We start from the raw sequence: 18,951 nt of genomic DNA on the forward strand, positions 1-18,951 counted from the left end.
TTGCCCGCTTTAGTGGCCTTTGATGCCCTCCAGCCCTAAAAAAGCCTGAAAGACACGCCACTTTTAAAATCTGTAAATTTACAATCACGGTCAACTACCTGCTAGTAGGAGTACCTACTCCTACTATCTGCACTATGTAGGGATTCTTTTTATATCGACCTTTCCACAGGTATAGCGCATAACTAATATGCAGCTTTGCTGCAGTATATACATAACAAGATATTAACTTTTGAGCACATAAGAAACTACTCCAAAAACAAAAAAAGGCCCCGGATTGCTCCGGGGCCTTTCTGTTATAGGACAAGCTTAGTACTAAGCGTTGTTCTCTTCTTCAGCAGACGCTTCGTCAGAATCTTTTGCCTTCTTAGCGGCAGCAGCTTCCAATTTCTTCACGCCAGCTTCTTTCTCGTTGTCCAGCATCTTCTCTTTCAGAGCAGAAAGGGCATCCAGGTCACCAAGAGTAGACTTGTTCTCTACTTCTTTCTGAACTTTTGGAGCTTTCTCTTTCTTCTCACCAGCGGCAGCTGGAGCAGCTTTCTTCGTCGCTTTCGCGATGCGAGCGTTGTCAGCCTCAGAGTAAGTAGCCGTGTGCGAAAGGATGATCTTACGGTCGTCTTTAGAGAATTCAGTTACACGGAAGTCAAGCGTTTCGCCAGCCTCTACCTGAGAACCGTCTTCTTTCGCAAGACCTTTCGGGAAAGTGAATCCTTCGATGCCGTATGGCAACTCCAGCGTAGCGCCTCTGTCTGACTTCTCAAGCACTGTAGCTTTGTGCACAGAACCGATGTTGAATACAGACTCGAACGTATCCCAAGGGTTCTCCTCCAGCTGCTTGTGACCAAGAGCAAGTCTTCTGTTAGCTACGTCAAGCTCCAGAACAACTACGTCAAGGTTTTCACCAACTTTCACGAACTCAGATGGGTGCTTGATCTTCTTCGTCCAGGACAGGTCAGATACGTGTACCAGACCGTCAACACCTTCTTCCAGCTCCAGGAACAGACCGAAGTTAGTCAGGTTACGAACTACGCCAGTGTGCTTTGTGCCAACTGCATATTTCGTGATAACGTCTTCTTTCGTCCATGGATCTTCAGTAAGCTGCTTAATGCCCAGAGACATTTTGCGCTCTTCGCGGTCAAGCGTCAATACAACTGCCTCAACCTCGTCGCCTTGCTTAATGAAGTCTTGTGGGTTGCGCAGGTGCTGTGACCATGACATTTCAGAAACGTGGATCAGACCTTCAACGCCTGGCATCAGCTCAAGGAATGCGCCGTAATCAGCCACGTTAACGATCTTGCCTTTTACTCTTGTACCAACTTCCATATCAGCTGGCAGAGCATCCCATGGGTGCGGAGTAAGCTGCTTCATGCCAAGAGAAATACGCTTCTTGTCATCATCGAAGTCAAGTACTACCACGTTCACCTTCTGGTCAAGGTTCAATACTTCCTCTGGGTGGTTAATACGTCCCCAAGAGATATCTGTGATGTGAAGCAGACCGTCTACGCCACCAAGGTCGATGAACACACCGAAGTTTGTCATGTTCTTGATAACGCCTTCCAGCACCTGACCTTTTTCCAGGTTGTTCAGGATGGCTGCACGCTGCTGCTCCAGATCTTTCTCGATCAATACTTTGTGAGAAACTACCACGTTGTCGAAAGCGGCGTTGATTTTCACAACTTTCACTTCCATCTTCTTACCAACGAACACGTCGAAGTCACGGATCGGCTTCACGTCGATCTGAGAACCTGGCAAGAAGGCTTCAACACCGTAGAGGTCCATGATCAGACCACCTTTGGTTCTTCTCTTCACTACACCTTCCAGAACATTGTCGTTCTCAAGCGCGTCATAGATCTTCGCCCAAGCGCTAACGATCTTCGCTTTCTTGCGGGAAAGGATCAGCTGGCCGTTCGGGTCTTCCTGGTCTTCGATGAACACCTCAACCTCGTCGCCAACTTTCAGCTCAGGCAGGTCTCTGAATTCAGAAACCGGCACCAGGCCGTCAGACTTGAAACCGATGTTCAGGATCACGTCACGCTCAGTGATGCCTACCACGATTCCTTTAACAACCTCCTGCTCCTGTACAGTAGTCAGGGTGTCGTCATACATTTTTTCCATTTCAGCGCGCTCGTCTTTGCTGTAGCCGCCACCGAAACCCTGGGTCTCAAACTTGTCCCAATCAAAATTGTCTGGAGAATTACTCATAATGTTTTACTGCTCTGAAGAAGCCACCGACTTAGAGCAATAGGCCGGTTTGGTTTGGTTTTACATTTCCCCGAACACGTTGCCGGGGCCATTCACTCGAATGAAGGGGCAAAAGTAATAAATACTTTAAAAGTATGCTAGTATATAGTAGAGATTTCGCAAAAGATTTACAAGGTATAAGTGCCTGATTAAGAGGATACATACCTCTGGCGAGCCCCAAAACCCCACTAACAAGAGCAGCAGGTATAGCTATACGTTCTCTCAGCGGCCGGACTACTTCCCCCTCCTAATTTAACGAAACCAAGATATGCATTTCTGGACAAAGTAGGCATGAGCCGGTTGACTACGTTCGCCTTAGAAGGTATAGAGAGGAATTAAAACAGACGGCTGGTATACCTGATCAGAAAAAAAGCACGTTGAGCAGGCAGAGCTACAAGCACAATTCTAATCATTAAACTTATAGTGTATGTTCACATTAACCATATCCTGAACCTTAAACACTTATCAGCTACCAACTAAATATATTAGCAACTATATATTACTACTTTTTGGATACATTTAGGTAAGTATTCCAGTCCTCATTGGCGTCGTTCAGGTGCTGTTGCAGGAAGGTGTAGAGGGATGGACGAGAGGGGTGTCGATGTAGTTTAAGACCAGCTTCTTCAGGCGTTCGGTCGCCTTTGCGGGAATTGCACCTGGAGCAGGCCGTGACAATGTTTTGCCAACTGGTCTCTCCTCCTCTTGACCGGGGCAGCAGATGATCCAGGGTGAGGTTGCGGTTCGTGCCACAGTACTGACAGAGGAAGTTATCGCGCCGCAGCACATTGTGCCTGCTGAGGGCTATACCGTAGTAAGGCACTTTGACGTAGCGCTGCAGCCGGATGACTGATGGAACAGGATAAGAAGTGCTGATCGTGCGCAGAACAGCGCCGTTGGCTTTAGAAATGAGCTCTGCTTTTTCGAGGTATACGAGCAAAAAGGCCCTGGTCACCGTGCAGACGGCGATGGCGCTGAAGTCCTGGTTTAATATCAGCACTTTGTCTCTCATGGCTTTGCTTTGAACTTATGCTATAGCTTTTACGAGAATTAACCAACTCGTTATAGCCTATGTTCAAAGAAAAACGCTGAGAATCAGGAAAAAATACGCTTAATAATGCGGAGGTTGTGGGAATAGCGCTTGCGCTCGGCATTGTAGATACCATTGTGGTCTAGCGTGTCGATGCGGATCTCGCCATGGGCGTGCATGATCTGCTGCCCTTCCAGCATAATGCCTACGTGGGTAATACGACCTTCGTCGTTGGCAAAATAGGCCAGATCCCCGGGTTGGGTCTGTGTGGCAAAGTGCACCTCGTCCCCCACCGCCACCTGCTGACTGGCGTCGCGGGGCAATTGGTAGCCGCAAAGGCCGTATACCTGCTGTGTAAAGCCCGAGCAATCGATCCCAAACATGGATTTGCCTCCCCACAGATAAGGCGCTTTCAGGAAGCCCTGAGCCAATTTGGCCAGTTGGGCCGCTGTAACCGGCACCGCAGGGTTTGTGGCACGACCGCTGTACTGGTAAGTTTGCCCGTCGATGCGCAGGCTCATGCCATCAAAGAATGGCAGATAGGCCCCTATACCTACCGGTATGCGCATATCGGCATTGCTCACCACTTGCACGATATCCAGCGCCCGCGGGTGCTGGGCAGCCGTCCACTCCTGGTAGTAACTTGTTGCCACAGGTACGTACTGCTTGTAGTCGATCCAGCCGGTATAGCCGTCAGAAGCCAGCTTTACCTGCACCCAGTTCCCTTGCCTGCTACGCACTTCCAGGCACTCCCCAAAAAGCACCTGCGTTACCATTTCTGCTTTGTCAGAGGGCTCAGCGCGCATCGGCACCAGACTGAGCATGCATATTCCGTAGTCCATTTTTTTATTGAGTGAATGAGTGTGTTTGTGATTGAGTGAGTTTTGATCTAGTGATGGGGCGACTGAGTGATTAAGTGAATATGTAAATTAAAAGGGTATTGATGTAGGGACAGATCACAGCCTGTTCAATTGTGCACAAGTATTTATGCCCAAACAACCATCAACTATTTAACCAATCACTCAACCACTCCATCACTCAATTCCTTAAAAACCGCTTCTGTCCAGCTCGCGTTTTATGTCCTTTGCTTTGATGTCTTCGCGCTTGTCATGCAGCTTCTTACCGCGTGCCAGTGCAACCTCTACTTTAGCAAAGCCACGCTCACTGATGAACATCCGGGTGGGGATCATGGTGACGCCTTGCTCCTGCACGCCCTTCTCCAGTTTCCGGAGTTCACTCTTGTTCACAAGGAGCTTGCGTACCCGCATGGGTTCGTGGTTGTAGTGCGTGCCCTCGGTGTAGGTAGAGATGTGTACGTTGTGCAGGTATAGCTCGCCATTGTGGAGCACACAGTAGCCGTCCTGCAGGTTTACCTGGCCTTCCCGGATCGATTTGATCTCAGTGCCTTTGAGCATGATGCCTGCCGTATACTTGTCCAGGAACTGGTACTCAAATGAAGCCCTGCGGTTCTGGATGTTGACGTGCTTCTTGATTCTCTCTTTATCTTTTGCTTTCGTCATGCTATTTTGTTGGGGCCAGCACCCTGGCCAGTTTGTCTTTCTTTAAAATTTTCTGCCCCGTCTCCCCGTCTGCCACCAGTCTCTCTCCCACCCGTGCCTCAAAGCTACAAATTACGCTGTTACCTTCCTGCGATTTCAGATGAGCGATTATCTCAACCACTTCATTCTCAAACGCCGGGCTTTTATGATTGATATTCAGAAAAGTACCTATACCCTCTTCATCCTCTTCTTTCATCTCCAGCACAAACAAACGACCCGCCCACTCAGCTGCCTGCGCCAGCGAAAAGGTAGAGCAAACCGCGTGCACCAGTCCATCGTCAAAACGGGCAAAGTCCGCCGCTGTTACTGTTTTGCGGTATACCTGTGTGTCGCCGATTTGGAAGGGGTGTTTCATTTTGGATTGATTGATTGAGTGAATGAGCGAGTTAGTGATGGAGTGAATGGTTAAATTGTTAAATGGTTGAATTATTGGTTGTTGTTCGTGAACGATTCTATCAGGTATAGCAGTACTGAATTTGTACAGGTATAGCTCGTGCGCGGTTCGGACAGGTCGCGACCTGTCCCTACAAATTATACCTTTTAACTCACTCACTCCATCACTCCAACACTCAATCACTCAATAATCAAAACTTCATCCTGGGTTCCGGGCTAACGTACTGGTCAGCGAAGTCGCCTTTAAGGTATTGGTAATGAGCTGTTATAGCGATCATACCTGCATTATCGGTGCAATACTGAAAGGCAGGGATGTAGACGTTCCAATCGTACTTTTTGGCGTAATCCTGCAGGGCCTGGCGGAGACCGGAATTGGCGGAAACACCACCGGCAATGGCCACTTCTTTTATACCCAGGTCTTTGGCCGCCTGCACCACTTTCTTGAGCAGTGTCTTGATCAGGGTATACTGCACGCTGGCACAGATATCAGCCAGGTTCTCCTGTACGAAGTTGGGGTTATCTTTCGTTTTATCTTTTAGGAAGTAGAGCACCGAGGTCTTGATGCCGCTGAACGAAAAGTCGTAACCAGGCATGTTGCCAACCGGAAACGGAAACGCCTTCGGGTTGCCCTGGGCCGCCGTCTTGTCGAGCATAGGGCCGCCTGGGTATGGCAGACCGAGCATTTTGGCCGTCTTGTCGAAGGCCTCCCCAACAGCATCATCCGTCGTCTGCCCGATAATTTCCATGTCCAGGTGGTCTTTTACGAGCACGATCTGGGTATGGCCACCGCTCACGGTCAGGCACAGGAAGGGGAAGTTGGGCTTAGGGTCATCGATAAAGTGGGCCAGGATGTGCGCCTGCATGTGGTTGACGTCGATAAGCGGGATGTTGAGCCCCAGCGCAAAAGACTTGGCAAAAGAACTGCCGACCAGCAGGGCGCCCAGCAAGCCAGGGCCGCGGGTAAAAGCCACTGCATTTAAGTCAGATTTGTTTACATTTGCTACACTCAAGGCCTGTGCCACCACCGGGATGATGTTTTGTTGGTGTGCTCTCGAAGCAAGCTCCGGCACAACGCCGCCATATTTTTCATGAACGGCCTGAGTAGCAATAACATTCGACAAAACCTTGCCGCCACGTATAACCGCAGCAGACGTTTCGTCGCACGAAGATTCAATCGCTAATATTGTAGGTTCGGTCATCTTTTGGAAAAAGAACAGTCCATAAATCTCTTCAAAGTTATAGGAAAAGCCATTCTAAAAATAGTATTGGCCCTAATCCTAATGCTTTTGGTGGCATTTGCGGTTGTTTTTGTGGCCATCCGCTACCCGGGCGTGCAAACCAGGGTAGCCCAGAAAGCAGCCGAGTACATTTCCCGCACCATCGACCACGAGGTGACCATCGGTCGGGTTGACATTGAGTTCTTCAGTAATGTGATCCTGGAACAGGTAAAGGTGCTCGACTACCGCGGCGAAGAACTGTTTTACGTGGGCCGGGCTGAAGCTGATGTCAGCCTGTTTTCGATCTTCCAGCCAAACACACTGGGCATTTCTACCCTGGAGTTGCAGGAGCCGCGGGCCAACCTGGTGCTATACGAGGGCACCGACTCCCTCAACCTCTCCACTTTCCTCACCTCTTTAGGCAACCTGATCACCAAGGATACCACCAAAGCCTCGCAGCCTTTTGAGTTTTCGATCGATGAGCTGTTCATCCAAAACGGCGCCTTTACCTACGACGACTTCAACCGTCCGCGTGCCGACTACGGCATCGATTATTTTCACATGGCCATCGACAGCATCTCGGCACGCTTCACCGAGTTCGAGCCCGGCGATACGCTCCAGGTGCGGGTATCGGACCTGACTGCCCGCGAACGTCTGTCCGGTATACGCCTGCACAACCTCGATGTGCTGATGACCTACGCCCCCACCTTTTGGGAGTGGGACGAGCTCGACCTGCGGGTAAACGACAGTAACGTGCAGGAGTACATTCGCTTTGATTATAACCGTTTCGGCGACTTCTCCAACTTCATGGATAGTGTGACCGTCACCGGCCGGATCAAAGACTCGCAGCTCTATTCCCGCGACATCGCCCTGTTTGCCCCCCCTCTCCGGGAATATGACGAGAATGCCTATATCGCCTCTGCCGAGGTAGAAGGTCGCGTGGCGGAGTTCCTGGCAACTAACCTGGATATTAAGTACGGGCAAAACACACACATTGTAGGCACTATGAACGTAGACGGGCTGCCTAACTGGGGCGAGACCTTCGCCAACATCCGCCTGCGGCCCTCGACTTTAAATGCCGAGGATATCAAACAGTTTCTACCTGCCGATGCCTATGCCATCGCCTCCCGACTGGGCACTGTGAAAATTGACGGGCGCTTCCTGGGCTTTTACAACGACTTCGTAGCCAATGGTAGTTTTGTCACCGCACTAGGCAATGTGCAGTCGGATATTAACATGAAGATCAACCGGGCGAACAAAACCTCCTCTTACCGTGGTCGCCTTAAAACCCAGAACTTTCACGTGGGGCGTCTGATCGGTGAGCCCGATGTCATTAAAACGATCACCATGGACGGTAGTGTGGTCGGCTCCGGATTTACGCTCAAGGATGCCCGCCTGCAGATCAACGCCGACATTGCCCAGCTCCACCTGCTCGACTACAATTACCGCAACATACGCACCGATGGCACTTTCAGAGGTCAGCGTTACGAAGGTCGCTTTTCCATAGCTGACCCTAATCTTGCCTTTACAGCCAATGGCGAAGTTAACCTGGCAAACAACAACCAGGCCTTTAACCTGCGAGCTGATCTGAGGAAAGCCGATCTGAAAGCCCTGCGCATGACGGATAAGTCTGTTATCGTGCAGGCCAATGCAGACCTCAACTTTCGTGGCCTGCGGCTGGATGATTTTGAGGGCACCGCCTTTTTTGACAGTGCCTCCGTTACTTACGAAGGTCAACGCGTTGCGCTGGACACCATTCGGGTGCAGTCCTATATTGGTGAGGGCATCCGCAGCCTGACCCTTCGTTCCACACCGCTGGCCCTGCGGGTGAGCGGCGACTTTACCTATTCTGCCCTGATCGACGATCTGAAACAGCTGGTGGAGGAGTATAAATTGAATTTTGAGAGCAACGATGCCGCCACGGCAGCTTACTACAGACGGAAGCGTCCCGATACCCGCCCCGAATATAATCTTGACTACGACCTATACCTGCGACGGGTCAATCCGCTGCTCCAGCTGTTTGTGCCGGAGCTCACCATTTCTGACTTCTCCAAGCTGGAAGGCACCTTCCGGCATGGCAACACGGTCATCCTGACGTCTTATGCACGTATTGATACCATCTTATACAATGACGTCTCCCTCTACGCCAACGACATAGAACTAAGCACCTCCAAGCTTCAGAACAGACCCGATGTACTGGCCAGTGCCCAATTTACTTCAGATAAGCAGCTACTTCCCTCTGTTGGAGAAACAGAGCGTCTGCTGCTGGAAGCGATCTGGAGCGAACGCACCATCGGATTCTACACCAACCTGCTGCAGCCCGCCTATAACAACCAGGCAACCGTGGTTGGCGATGTAAACTTCCTGCAAGACCGGCTGCAAGTGGTGTTTGGCCGATCGAACATTACACTCCGCGAAACGCCCTGGGCATTTCAGCCCGGCAGCATGATCTACATCAGCGAAAGCGGCAAGCGGCTGGACTTCGAAGAGTTGATCCTCTCTAACCAGAACCAGGTCATCCGGGTAGACGGTGCCATCGGGCAAGATCCCGGCAGTACCTTGCTTGCCAGCATCCAGAACTTCGACCTGCGCAATCTCAATCCGCTCATGCCGGAGCAGATCCGGGGAACGCTTAATGCCGAACTGACGGCACAGGACATTTATAATAACGCCATCCTGAACGCCGGCATGCGTGTTGACTCCTTTTACCTGGACAATGTACTGATCGGCAACATACACGGCAAAGGGAATTGGATAAACGCCCAGCAGCAAATGGTGGTGGATGTAGACATAGACCGGAACAATAAAAAGGTTCTCACGCTAACCGGCAACTACTACCCCCGCGCCGAGGAAGAGCAGCTGGACATGCTGGCCGTTCTGGATGAAACCCAGCTTAAGATCGTGGAGCCGATCCTGAAACCGATCATGTCAGAACTGGAGGGGACCATGGAAGGCCGCATCCGGGTGCTCGGCAGGCTATCGGCACCAGTGCTGACCGGATCGGTGATGGTGACAGGCGGGCAGTTCCGCTTCGACTACCTTGGCACCACCTACCGCTTCGCCGACCGCATATACTTCGGAGCCAACAGTATCAGTTTCCGTAATGCGCAACTGCGTGACCTCTATGGCAATATAGGCTATGTAACAGGCGGAATTGCCCACGATGGTTTCCAGAACATGGTGCTTGACCTGAACGCCCGCTTCCGGAACCTGATGATCCTGAACACAACCTACGAGCAGAACGAGCTTTACTACGGCACAGCCTTTGGCACTGGCACGGCCAGTGTGCTAGGGCCGGTAGAGAATCTCAAAATAGACGTGAAGGCCCGCAGCGATGCCAACACACGCATTGTGGTGCCGCTCGACAACCAGACGGATCTGGCCCGCAAGGACTTTATACGCTTTGTAAACCGCAACGTAAGCGACTCAACCGGTGTGGCGGTGGCGGTGGAAGAGCAACGGGTTGATTTGTCTGGCATCAACATGAATTTCAACCTGGATGTAACCGACGACGCCTATTTTGAGATCATCATCGACCGGCAAACGGGTGACGTGATCCGGGGCTCGGGTAGCGGACAGATCCAGATGACCATCGATACCCGCGGTGAGTTTAACATGTATGGCAACTTTGAGATTGCCAATGGCGCTTATAACCTAAACCTGCTGGAAGGCGTGGTGTCACGCGAATTCCGGGTAACGCCAGGCGGTACGCTGTCCTGGAACGGCGACCCGCTGGAGGGCATGATGGACCTGCGCGCTACCTATACCCAAAGCGCATCGCTGGCTGACATCATGAGCAGCCGAAGCCAGAGCGATTTAACTTCTGCACCACAGGGCCGATACCCGGTAACGGCTATCGTTGACCTGAAAGGACCAATCCTGACTCCTGAAATTCAGCTGGGCCTGGACTTCGAGAGCATGCCCGCTAACGCCCGCCTCCAGCTAGACCCGATCATAATGGCTATCCGCAACGATGAAAATGAATTGAACAGACAGGTATTCAGTTTGCTCGTATTGCGCAGACTTTCCCCTATCGGCATGTTCGCATCTTTTGACAACGCGGGCGTATCGGCGGTGGGCGGCAGTCTGGGCAGCTTGCTGACAGGGCAACTGAGCGGTCTGCTTAATTCAATCGACAGCAACCTGGAGGTAGATATCGGTCTGGGCGATGTGAGCCAGGATGCGCTCTCCACTTTACAGTTGCGACTGAGCTATACCTTCTTCCAGGGTCGTCTGCGGGTGAGCAGCCAGACAGGTATAGGCGCATCTGCTGCTCAGTCAGAACAAGCAGGTGGCACCAACCGAAGCTCCTACCAGGGCAACTGGTCAATAGAGTACTACATCACCCAAAGCGGCGAGTTGAGAGCCCGACTGGAGTATAACACCCTGCCTGAAAACTACCGCACCCGTGTTTCGAACACACAGCGCCTGAGCTTGCTACACACCAAGCGGTTCGATAATCTGAGAGAGCTCTTTGGCCGGGATCGGGAAGGCCGGCGCGACCGTCGACGGGAGCAGCAGGAAACCCCGATCATCCTCGACTCTGACCCCCGCATGAATCTTTAAAGCCCGGAACAGCAGCCGGGCTTTTTGCATTAGCTCGCCGGAAGCACCTCATATTTAAATAATATTTCTATTTTTGCACGGAAGCGTATCGTATGGCAACAACTACCCCCAAGACAGTTAAGAAGAAGAAGCTCGGTAATTACCCGCATGCCATGGTGGTATTCTCCATTTCCCTGGCTTTGTTTGTGATCGGCCTTTTTGGCATGCTGCTGATCCACGCCGGCAAGCTGTCGGATATCGTGAAAGAAAGCATTGAGATGCAGGTATACCTGGATCGCAACCTGACACAGGTGCAGCTGGATCGTCTGCAAAAGACACTGGCCGCGAAAGAGTACGTGGCCTACAAAGGCGACACGGCCCAGGTGCGGTTCCTTTCAAAGGAAGAAGGTGCCAAGGCGTTCTTAGAAGAAACGGGCGAGGACTTTACGGCCTTTCTGGGTGATAATCCTCTACGTGACACTTACGTGCTCCGGATCAACGCCGAGAGCTCCAGTTCTGCCCAACTCAAAGGTATAAAAAACGACATCGAGGGGATTGAGGGCGTGTACGAAGTGCAGTATGTCGAAAGTCTGATCGAATCGATAAACAGCAACATTCAGAAGATCAGCATCCTGCTGCTTGCCTTTGCGGGTATACTGGTGCTGGTGGTCATTATTCTGATCAACAATACCATCAAACTTGCGTTGTACTCCCAGCGTTTCCTGATCCGGAGCATGCAGCTGGTTGGGGCCACGTCGTTCTTTATACAGCGGCCTTTCCTGAACCGTGCTGCTTTTCAGGGGATTATTAGTGGCATTGTGGCCTCTGTGCTGCTTTTTGCGCTCATGCAGTATGCCTACCGTGAGATTACGGAGCTGAGCCTGCTCAAAGACGAAGAGCAGATGTACATGCTCATGATCGCCCTCATCGTACTGGGTGCCGTGATCGGTTTCCTGAGTTCATACCGTGCCGTACGCAAGTACCTGCGCCTTTCACTTGACGAACTATATTAAAATGGAAAATAAGAATAAGCTTGCCTTTGGCAGAAAGAACTACATCCTGATGCTGGTAGGCATTGCCGTGCTGGCCGTAGGTTTTATCATCATGACGCTCGATAACAAAGAGTACGGACTGGGCTTTATGGGCATCACATTGGGCCCGATTGTGGTTATGGCCGGTTTTGTGATCGAGCTCTTTGCGATCATGGTAAAAGATAGAACACACGAAAACACAAAAGATTAGTTAGATGAGTGAATGGCAGGCTATTATACTAGCCATAGTTGAAGGACTTACCGAATTTTTGCCTGTATCCTCTACAGGTCATATGATCATCGCTTCGGCCCTGATGGGCATCAACGAGCTACCCATCACCAAAATTTTTGCCGTGAACATACAGTTTGGGGCTATTTTATCAGTCGTGGTGCTGTATTGGAAGCGCTTTATCAACAGTTTTGAGTTTTACCAGAAGCTGATGTTCGCTTTTATACCTGCAGCAGTCATCGGCTTTCTGCTCAACGATGTGATCGACGCCATGCTGGAGAGTGTGCTCATTACGGCTGTTATGCTGGTGCTCGGGGGCGTTGTCCTCTTATTCGTGGACAAGTGGTTTGCGCATGCCCAGGAAAACAAGATCACCTACAAGAATGCTTTGGTCATCGGCTTCTTCCAGTGCATCGCCATGATTCCGGGGGTGTCACGGTCGGCGGCCTCTATCATTGGTGGTCTGACACAGGGCATTAACCGAAAGGCAGCTGCTGAATTCTCCTTTTTCCTGGCAGTGCCCACGATGCTGGCCGCCGCTTCGTACAAGCTGGTCAAAGACCTGCTGAAACTGGAAATATCAGACATCGTCACCTTCGATCTCGTAAAAATCAGGAACAGCTTCGACGTGATCACAGGCGATGACCTTAAACTGTTGCTGATCGGTAACGTGGTCGCGTTTATTGTGGCGATGATCGCGATCAGGTTCTTTATCAACTTCCTGACCAAGTATGGCTTCAAGATGTTTGGATATTACCGCATAGCGTTAGGTATAGCCTTGCTGGCACTGCTGGCTATGGGCGTTGATTTAAGAGTATAAAATGAACTACAACTTTGAAGCGGGCGAGATCCTGCTCCTCAATAAGCCGCTTACCTGGACGTCATTTGACGTGGTAAAGAAAGTGCGTAATACACTTCGGGTTAAGAAGATCGGTCACGCCGGCACACTCGATCCCCTTGCCTCAGGACTGCTAATCCTGTGCACCGGCAAGTTCACCAAGCGCATCGACGAGATACAGGCACAGGAAAAGGAGTATACCGGCACCATCACCCTGGGCCAGACAACGCCTTCCTACGATTTGGAGACGCCCGTAAGCGAAAGCAAAGACATCAGTCACCTTAGCCCGGAAGATATACAGGCAGCTGCCAATAGCTTTGTAGGCACCATTGAGCAGATCCCTCCTATTTACTCGGCGGTGATGATAGACGGCAAGCGCGCCTATGACCTGGCCCGAAAAGGCAAGGAGGCTGAGATGAAACCACGCTCCGTTACCATCAAGGCATTTGAGATTACAAACATCGAAGGAGCTGTAATTTCCTTTAAAGTAATTTGCAGCAAAGGCACCTACATCCGCAGCCTGGCCCATGACCTCGGGCAGAAGCTTGGGGTAGGCGCACACCTTTCGGCGCTCGTTCGTACCCGGATCGGAGAGTATAAGTTGGAGGACGCCCTCACCATAGAAGACATACAGCAGATCAGAAGAGCCCAACTCGAAGCGAATGGAAGTAATTCGTGATATAGCTGATTTTCCAAAACTGAGTTTCCCGGTGGTGACCAGCGGCACATTCGATGGTGTGCATGTCGGGCATCAGAAGATCCTGCAGCGGGTGAAGGAGCGTGCCCGCCAGTCGAGCGGTCAGAGCGTGGTCATCACCTACTGGCCCCATCCCCGCCTTGTTCTCTTCCCGGAAGATAACGAGCTCAAACTGCTCTCCACTATCGAGGAGCGCGTTGAGCAGTTGCGCAGCTTCGGCATCGATTACCTATTGATCATTCCGTTCACGAAAAAATTTTCCCGCCTGAGTTCCCGCACCTTTATAGAAGACGTGCTGGTGAAGGCGATCCATACCAAAGTACTCGTAATTGGCTATGACCACCGTTTCGGCAAGAACCGGGAAGGCAGCTTTGAACACCTGAAAGCCCGCTCAGCGCAATATGGCTTTGAAGTAGAAGAGATTCCGCGTCAGGATGTGGACGACATTGGCGTTAGCTCTACCAAAATACGGAAGGCGATCGAGTCGGGTGATATACCCACGGCCAATCGTTACCTGGGCCATACCTACAGTCTGACTTCTACTGTGGTGGAAGGCAACAAACTGGGACGCACCATTGGTTACCCAACTGCTAACCTCGCTTTACCCACTCCGCACAAGCTTATACCTGCCCATGGCGTGTATGCCGTTTGGGTCAGGCACAACGGACAGCGCCTGCCCGGCATGATGAACATTGGCGTACGCCCGACTGTAGATGGCAGCCACCTTACCTTGGAAGTGCACCTGATCAACTACCAAGGCGACCTTTACGGTCACTCCTTAACAGTAGAGTTTGTAGAAATGCTGCGTGAGGAAAAAAAGTTCGACGGACTGGGTGCTTTACAGGCGCAGTTGTCGAAAGATAAGGAAGCAGCAGTACGTACATTAGCCTCATAAGGTATTTCACCTTACACAATTCCCATTTCACCCAAAATCGAAAAGCCATACTTTGTATATGGCTTTTTTTCTATCTAACTTACCTTTTCTATAGAATCAATCGTTTAACCGCTGCCTGGGCAGGTATAGCTATATCTTGCGGGGCGTAAGCACATCATAAACTATGATAAATAAAACTGTAAAGAATGCACAGGAGGCCCTGCAGGGTGTACAGGATGGCATGACCTTCATGCTGGGAGGATTCGGTCTGTGCGGCATCCCTGAGAACGCCATACAGGAGTTGCTGCGCCTGGGCGTGAAAGACCTTACCTGTATCTCGAATAACGCCGGCGTGGATGATTATGGCATTGGGTTGCTTTTGCAAAAGCGCCAGGTTAGAAAGATGATTGCCAGCTATGTGGGCGAGAATGCGGAGTTTGAGCGCCAGTTGCTGAGCGGTGAACTGGATGTCGAACTGATTCCGCAGGGCACGCTGGCAGAGCGCATCCGTGCAGGTGGTGCCGGTATACCTGCTTTCTTCACCCCTGCCGGCTATGGCACAGAGGTAGGCGAAGGCAAAGAGAGCCGTGAGTTCAATGGTAAGATGTATTTAATGGAGCAATGGTTGAAGGCCGACTTTTCGTTTGTGAAGGCCTGGAAGGGCGACACAGCCGGTAACCTGATCTATAAGGGGACGGCCCGTAACTTCAACCCAATGATGGCCGCAGCCGGCAAAATCACGGTGGCAGAGGTAGAGGAACTGGTACCTGCGGGCGAACTGGATCCGAATATGATCCACACACCGGGCATCTACGTGCAGCGCATTTTCCAGGGCGAGAAGTACGAGAAGCGTATTGAACAACGTACAGTTAGAATTGCTTAAAAGACAGCAACATGGGACTTGATAAAAATCAGATAGCGAAGCGAATCGCAAAAGAAGTAAAGAACGGGATGTACGTTAACCTGGGCATTGGTATACCTACGCTGGTGGCCAACTACATTCCGGAAGGCGTGGAGGTGGTGCTGCAGTCAGAAAACGGACTGTTGGGCATGGGTCCCTTCCCTACCGAAGACAAAGTAGACGCCGACCTGATCAACGCGGGCAAGCAGACCATCACAACCCTGCCGGGCTCCTCTATTTTTAGCTCAGCCGAAAGTTTTGGCATGATCCGGGGCGAGCACGTGGACCTGACCATCCTGGGTGCCATGGAAGTATCAGAGCAAGGGGATATTGCCAACTGGAAGATTCCGGGCAAAATGGTGAAAGGTATGGGCGGCGCCATGGACCTGGTTGCCTCCGCTAAAAACATCATTGTGGCGATGCAGCACACCGCCCGCGATGGTTCCTCCAAACTGTTGAAAGAATGTACCCTGCCGATCACAGGCCTTAAATGCATCAAGAAGATCGTAACCGACCTGGCCGTACTCGAAGTAACAAGCGACGGTTTCAAACTGCTGGAGCGAGCACCTGGCGTGACGGTTGAAGAGATTCAAAAAGCAACCGAAGGACGCCTGATCGTGGAAGGAGACATCCCGGAAGTACAGCTTTAAGAAAGCTATACCTATCCTATCAAAAGCGCAGTGTCAAAGCTGCGCTTTTTCTTTTTAAATTTGCATGAAGGTGGGATTTCCCGCTTTCGATTAAAATATCATATCAAAACGATACTTGCTTCACGTATACCCGTAGCAAGTAACCCCAAACCTGACCTATGAGTGAAAAAATAGAAGCGAACTCTGAGCACCGGCTGTTATTGCGCCAACTGGAGCTCAAAGATTACAAAGAAGTAAAAGATATCATGGACCTGGTGTATTCGAACATCGATGGCGCCTGGACCCGCAAGGAGTTTTCCAACCTCCTCAAGAAATTTCCGGAAGGACAGATCTGCATAGAAGACAAAGGCAAGGTAGTGGCCGTGGCCCTTAGCCTGATTGTAGACTACAGCGTGTATGGCGATAAGCATACCTATGACCAGATCATCGACAAGGGCACCTTCAAGTCACACGACCCGGAGGGCGAGACCCTGTATGGCATCGACGTGTTTGTGCACCCGGATTACCGCAACCTGCGCCTGGGCCGTCGTCTATACGACGCCCGCAAGGAAATCTGCGAGAACCTGAACCTACGCGGTATTATTGCCGGTGGACGTATACCTGGCTACAAGGACTACGCTGATAAGCTGACCCCAGCCAAATACATCGAAATGGTGCGTAACAAGGAACTGGCCGACCCAGTGCTGTCTTTCCAGCTCAGCAACGATTTCCACGTGCGCAAGATCCTGAAAGGCTACCTCCCCGACGACACCGAGTCACGCGCCTACGCTACGCTGCTGGAGTGGATCAACGTGTACTACGAAGAGAAGGAGAAGTTGCTGGGGGGCAAGAAGACTGTTGTCCGGATTGGCATTGTGCAGTGGCAGATGCGCGCTGTAAAAGACCTTGATGACTTCATGCAGCAGGTGGAGTTCTTTGTCGATACTGTAAGTTCCTACAAATCGGACATGGTGGTGTTCCCCGAGTTCTTCAATGCTCCGCTGATGGCGCTTACCAACGAGGAGTCGCCTTCAGAGGCAATTCGAAGTATGGCCGAATACACCGAGGAAATCCGGGAGCGTATGATTCACCTGGCACTCTCCTACAACATCAACATCATTGCCGGTAGTATGCCGGAATACTATGACAACAAGCTCTACAACGTGAGCTACCTCTGTCGCCGCGACGGCACTTACGACAAACAGTACAAGCTGCATGTCACGCCGGACGAGTCGCACTACTGGGGTATGCGTGGGGGCCACAAGCTGAAGATCTTCGACACGGACATTGGCAAGATCGGCATTCTGATCTGCTACGACGTGGAGTTCCCGGAACTGGCCCGCATGCTTTCCGACATGGACATGAAAATCCTGTTCGTGCCTTTCTGGACCGACACCAAGAACGCCTACCTCCGGGTACGTCTCTGTGCCCAGGCACGCGCCATCGAGAACGAGTGCTATGTAGCCATTACGGGTAGCGTAGGCAACCTGCCGAAGGTGGAGAACATGGACATCCAGTACTCCCAATCAGCGGTCTTCTCCCCTTCTGACTTCGCCTTCCCGCACGACGCGGTGGTAGCCGAAGCCACTCCGAACACCGAGATGACCCTGATCGCCGATCTGGACCTGGACCTGCTCAAGGACCTGAATACAGCCGGTAGCGTTCGAAACCTCAAGGATCGTAGAAAGGACCTTTACAACTTGAGCTGGGTGCTGAGGCAGGAAGAGTAGGTATAGATCACCCAAAGCTTTTAAGAAAAAAGGAGCGGTCTGCCAATTGAATGGCAGACCGCTCCTTTTTTACATACAAGTCAAACGAACACTAGATCAGGTCCGCTCTTTTTTATTTTTTATTTTCCAGGTTTAAGGCTGCGATCATACCTATAAGAAAAGCTATGGCTCCACCTATTGCCAGGTATTTCAGCATGTTTGGGCCTGTAGGTCTTAACTTTGGAATAAACCCTGAGACCACCTCAACGTTATCCAGGCGCTCGAGGCTGGCTTCCAATTGCACCTGCTCTTTATACAAAGTGATACTTTCTCTAAAGAGATTTGTAGGGTCTATAGGCTGCCCGTAAACAAAGCCATTGACTGGGCCTCTAGGCTCTACGGAGTTGGTCTTCAGACTGTCTATTGATGTGATCTCCCCTCTGAGTTTGGAAATCATGTCCTCTACCTGCTTCTGCTTTATCCTCTTTTGCTTAGCAAAGTACCTGTTGTTTTCGATATAGTTGGTCAGGGCAGGCTCCATGCTTTCAAAAAGCTCCCGATCATATAAGGATAGCTCGATTCTAAACGGGGAACCTGTCAGAACACTATCCTCGTCTATCCTGTTGTCATCCAGATTAGAAAACTTCATCTCTCTAATGCTCCGGGCTGCGTCCGGACTAATGTCTAACCTCTCTGCAACAGCCTCTACGTTCCCCTCATCAATCATGCTGGACAATTTCAGCAACTGCTCCTCAATGAACTCGTTACGGATGTTTGCCAGCATCAGCGTCATTGAGGAATTGTAGAAGGGCTTTGTTATCGCGTACAGGCCATATGCAAGCCCCATCCCAATCGCGATACATCCTAACACAACTATTGCGTGGTTCCGAATGGCTCGGATAGTATAGTTTATTCGGTTAAGAATCCTCTGAAATAATGATCCGAAATACTGGAAAACCACCATTAAATCAATTTCATCTGGAGAATTACGCATTGGTTTGTTATCCTGTTCTTTTAAATGTGGCATGCTTTATATTTTGGACAAATATACAAGGTATGTTTAA

General features: G+C 50.9%; 16 protein-coding genes. 9 read left to right on the forward strand and 7 right to left on the reverse strand.

The window, feature by feature from the left end; all coding sequences use genetic code 11:
- Positions 1-312: 312 nt before the first annotated feature.
- The 6 genes from rpsA to tsaD form a co-directional block, all read right to left on the reverse strand.
- Positions 313-2,199, reverse strand: coding sequence for a 30S ribosomal protein S1 (rpsA, locus tag C8E01_RS16215; RefSeq protein WP_116544515.1), 1,887 nt, complete (start codon positions 2,197-2,199; stop codon positions 313-315).
- A gap of 541 nt (positions 2,200-2,740) precedes the next feature.
- Positions 2,741-3,247 (reverse strand): HNH endonuclease, encoded by a 507-nt coding sequence (locus tag C8E01_RS16220; protein WP_116544516.1) that lies wholly within the window; start codon positions 3,245-3,247, stop codon positions 2,741-2,743.
- A gap of 83 nt (positions 3,248-3,330) precedes the next feature.
- Positions 3,331-4,107: a C40 family peptidase gene (locus C8E01_RS16225; protein WP_243409638.1), complete on the reverse strand. Its 777-nt coding sequence runs from the start codon at positions 4,105-4,107 to the stop codon at positions 3,331-3,333.
- A gap of 204 nt (positions 4,108-4,311) precedes the next feature.
- Positions 4,312-4,785, reverse strand: coding sequence for an SsrA-binding protein SmpB (gene smpB / locus C8E01_RS16230; RefSeq protein ID WP_116544518.1), 474 nt, complete (start codon positions 4,783-4,785; stop codon positions 4,312-4,314).
- Between the two features lies 1 nt (position 4,786).
- A complete protein-coding gene (locus tag C8E01_RS16235) occupies positions 4,787-5,179 on the reverse strand; it encodes a thioesterase family protein (RefSeq protein WP_116544519.1) in 393 nt (130 codons plus the stop codon).
- A 229-nt stretch (positions 5,180-5,408) separates the two neighbouring features.
- Positions 5,409-6,416: a tRNA (adenosine(37)-N6)-threonylcarbamoyltransferase complex transferase subunit TsaD gene (tsaD, locus tag C8E01_RS16240; protein WP_116544520.1), complete on the reverse strand. Its 1,008-nt coding sequence runs from the start codon at positions 6,414-6,416 to the stop codon at positions 5,409-5,411.
- A gap of 3 nt (positions 6,417-6,419) precedes the next feature.
- Between tsaD and C8E01_RS16245 the strand changes: the two genes are divergently transcribed.
- From C8E01_RS16245 to C8E01_RS16285, 9 genes are all read left to right on the forward strand, one after another.
- Positions 6,420-11,000, forward strand: coding sequence for a translocation/assembly module TamB domain-containing protein (locus C8E01_RS16245; protein WP_262509647.1), 4,581 nt, complete (start codon positions 6,420-6,422; stop codon positions 10,998-11,000).
- Between the two features lie 92 nt (positions 11,001-11,092).
- A complete protein-coding gene (locus C8E01_RS16250) occupies positions 11,093-11,992 on the forward strand; it encodes a cell division protein FtsX (protein WP_116544522.1) in 900 nt (299 codons plus the stop codon).
- Between the two features lies 1 nt (position 11,993).
- A complete protein-coding gene (locus tag C8E01_RS16255) occupies positions 11,994-12,221 on the forward strand; it encodes a DUF3098 domain-containing protein (RefSeq protein ID WP_116544523.1) in 228 nt (75 codons plus the stop codon).
- Positions 12,222-12,225: 4 nt separating this feature from the next.
- Positions 12,226-13,059: an undecaprenyl-diphosphate phosphatase gene (locus tag C8E01_RS16260; protein ID WP_116544524.1), complete on the forward strand. Its 834-nt coding sequence runs from the start codon at positions 12,226-12,228 to the stop codon at positions 13,057-13,059.
- Position 13,060: 1 nt separating this feature from the next.
- The gene (gene truB / locus C8E01_RS16265) at positions 13,061-13,756 is read left to right on the forward strand and encodes a tRNA pseudouridine(55) synthase TruB (protein WP_116544525.1); all 696 of its coding nucleotides are present in this window, start codon (positions 13,061-13,063) and stop codon (positions 13,754-13,756) included.
- Positions 13,740-14,669: a bifunctional riboflavin kinase/FAD synthetase gene (locus C8E01_RS16270; RefSeq protein ID WP_116544526.1), complete on the forward strand. Its 930-nt coding sequence runs from the start codon at positions 13,740-13,742 to the stop codon at positions 14,667-14,669. Before truB ends, C8E01_RS16270 begins: the two co-directional genes overlap by 17 nt.
- A 163-nt stretch (positions 14,670-14,832) precedes the next feature.
- Positions 14,833-15,531 (forward strand): CoA transferase subunit A, encoded by a 699-nt coding sequence (locus C8E01_RS16275; protein ID WP_116544527.1) that lies wholly within the window; start codon positions 14,833-14,835, stop codon positions 15,529-15,531.
- A gap of 11 nt (positions 15,532-15,542) precedes the next feature.
- The gene (locus tag C8E01_RS16280; protein ID WP_116544528.1) at positions 15,543-16,199 is read left to right on the forward strand and encodes a CoA transferase subunit B; all 657 of its coding nucleotides are present in this window, start codon (positions 15,543-15,545) and stop codon (positions 16,197-16,199) included.
- Positions 16,200-16,357: 158 nt separating this feature from the next.
- Entirely contained in the window at positions 16,358-17,908 is a 1,551-nt protein-coding gene (locus tag C8E01_RS16285; RefSeq protein ID WP_116544529.1) for a carbon-nitrogen hydrolase family protein, read from the forward strand.
- 112 nt (positions 17,909-18,020) lie between these two features.
- Here the strand turns inward: C8E01_RS16285 and C8E01_RS16290 are convergent, their stop codons facing one another.
- Complete coding sequence (locus tag C8E01_RS16290; RefSeq protein ID WP_116544530.1) at positions 18,021-18,914, reverse strand: chain length determinant protein; 894 nt, start codon at positions 18,912-18,914, stop codon at positions 18,021-18,023.
- Positions 18,915-18,951 lie beyond the last annotated feature (37 nt).

The organism is Pontibacter virosus (genome assembly GCF_003096355.1).
In the GTDB taxonomy this organism is placed as follows: Bacteria; Bacteroidota; Bacteroidia; order Cytophagales; family Hymenobacteraceae; genus Pontibacter; species Pontibacter virosus.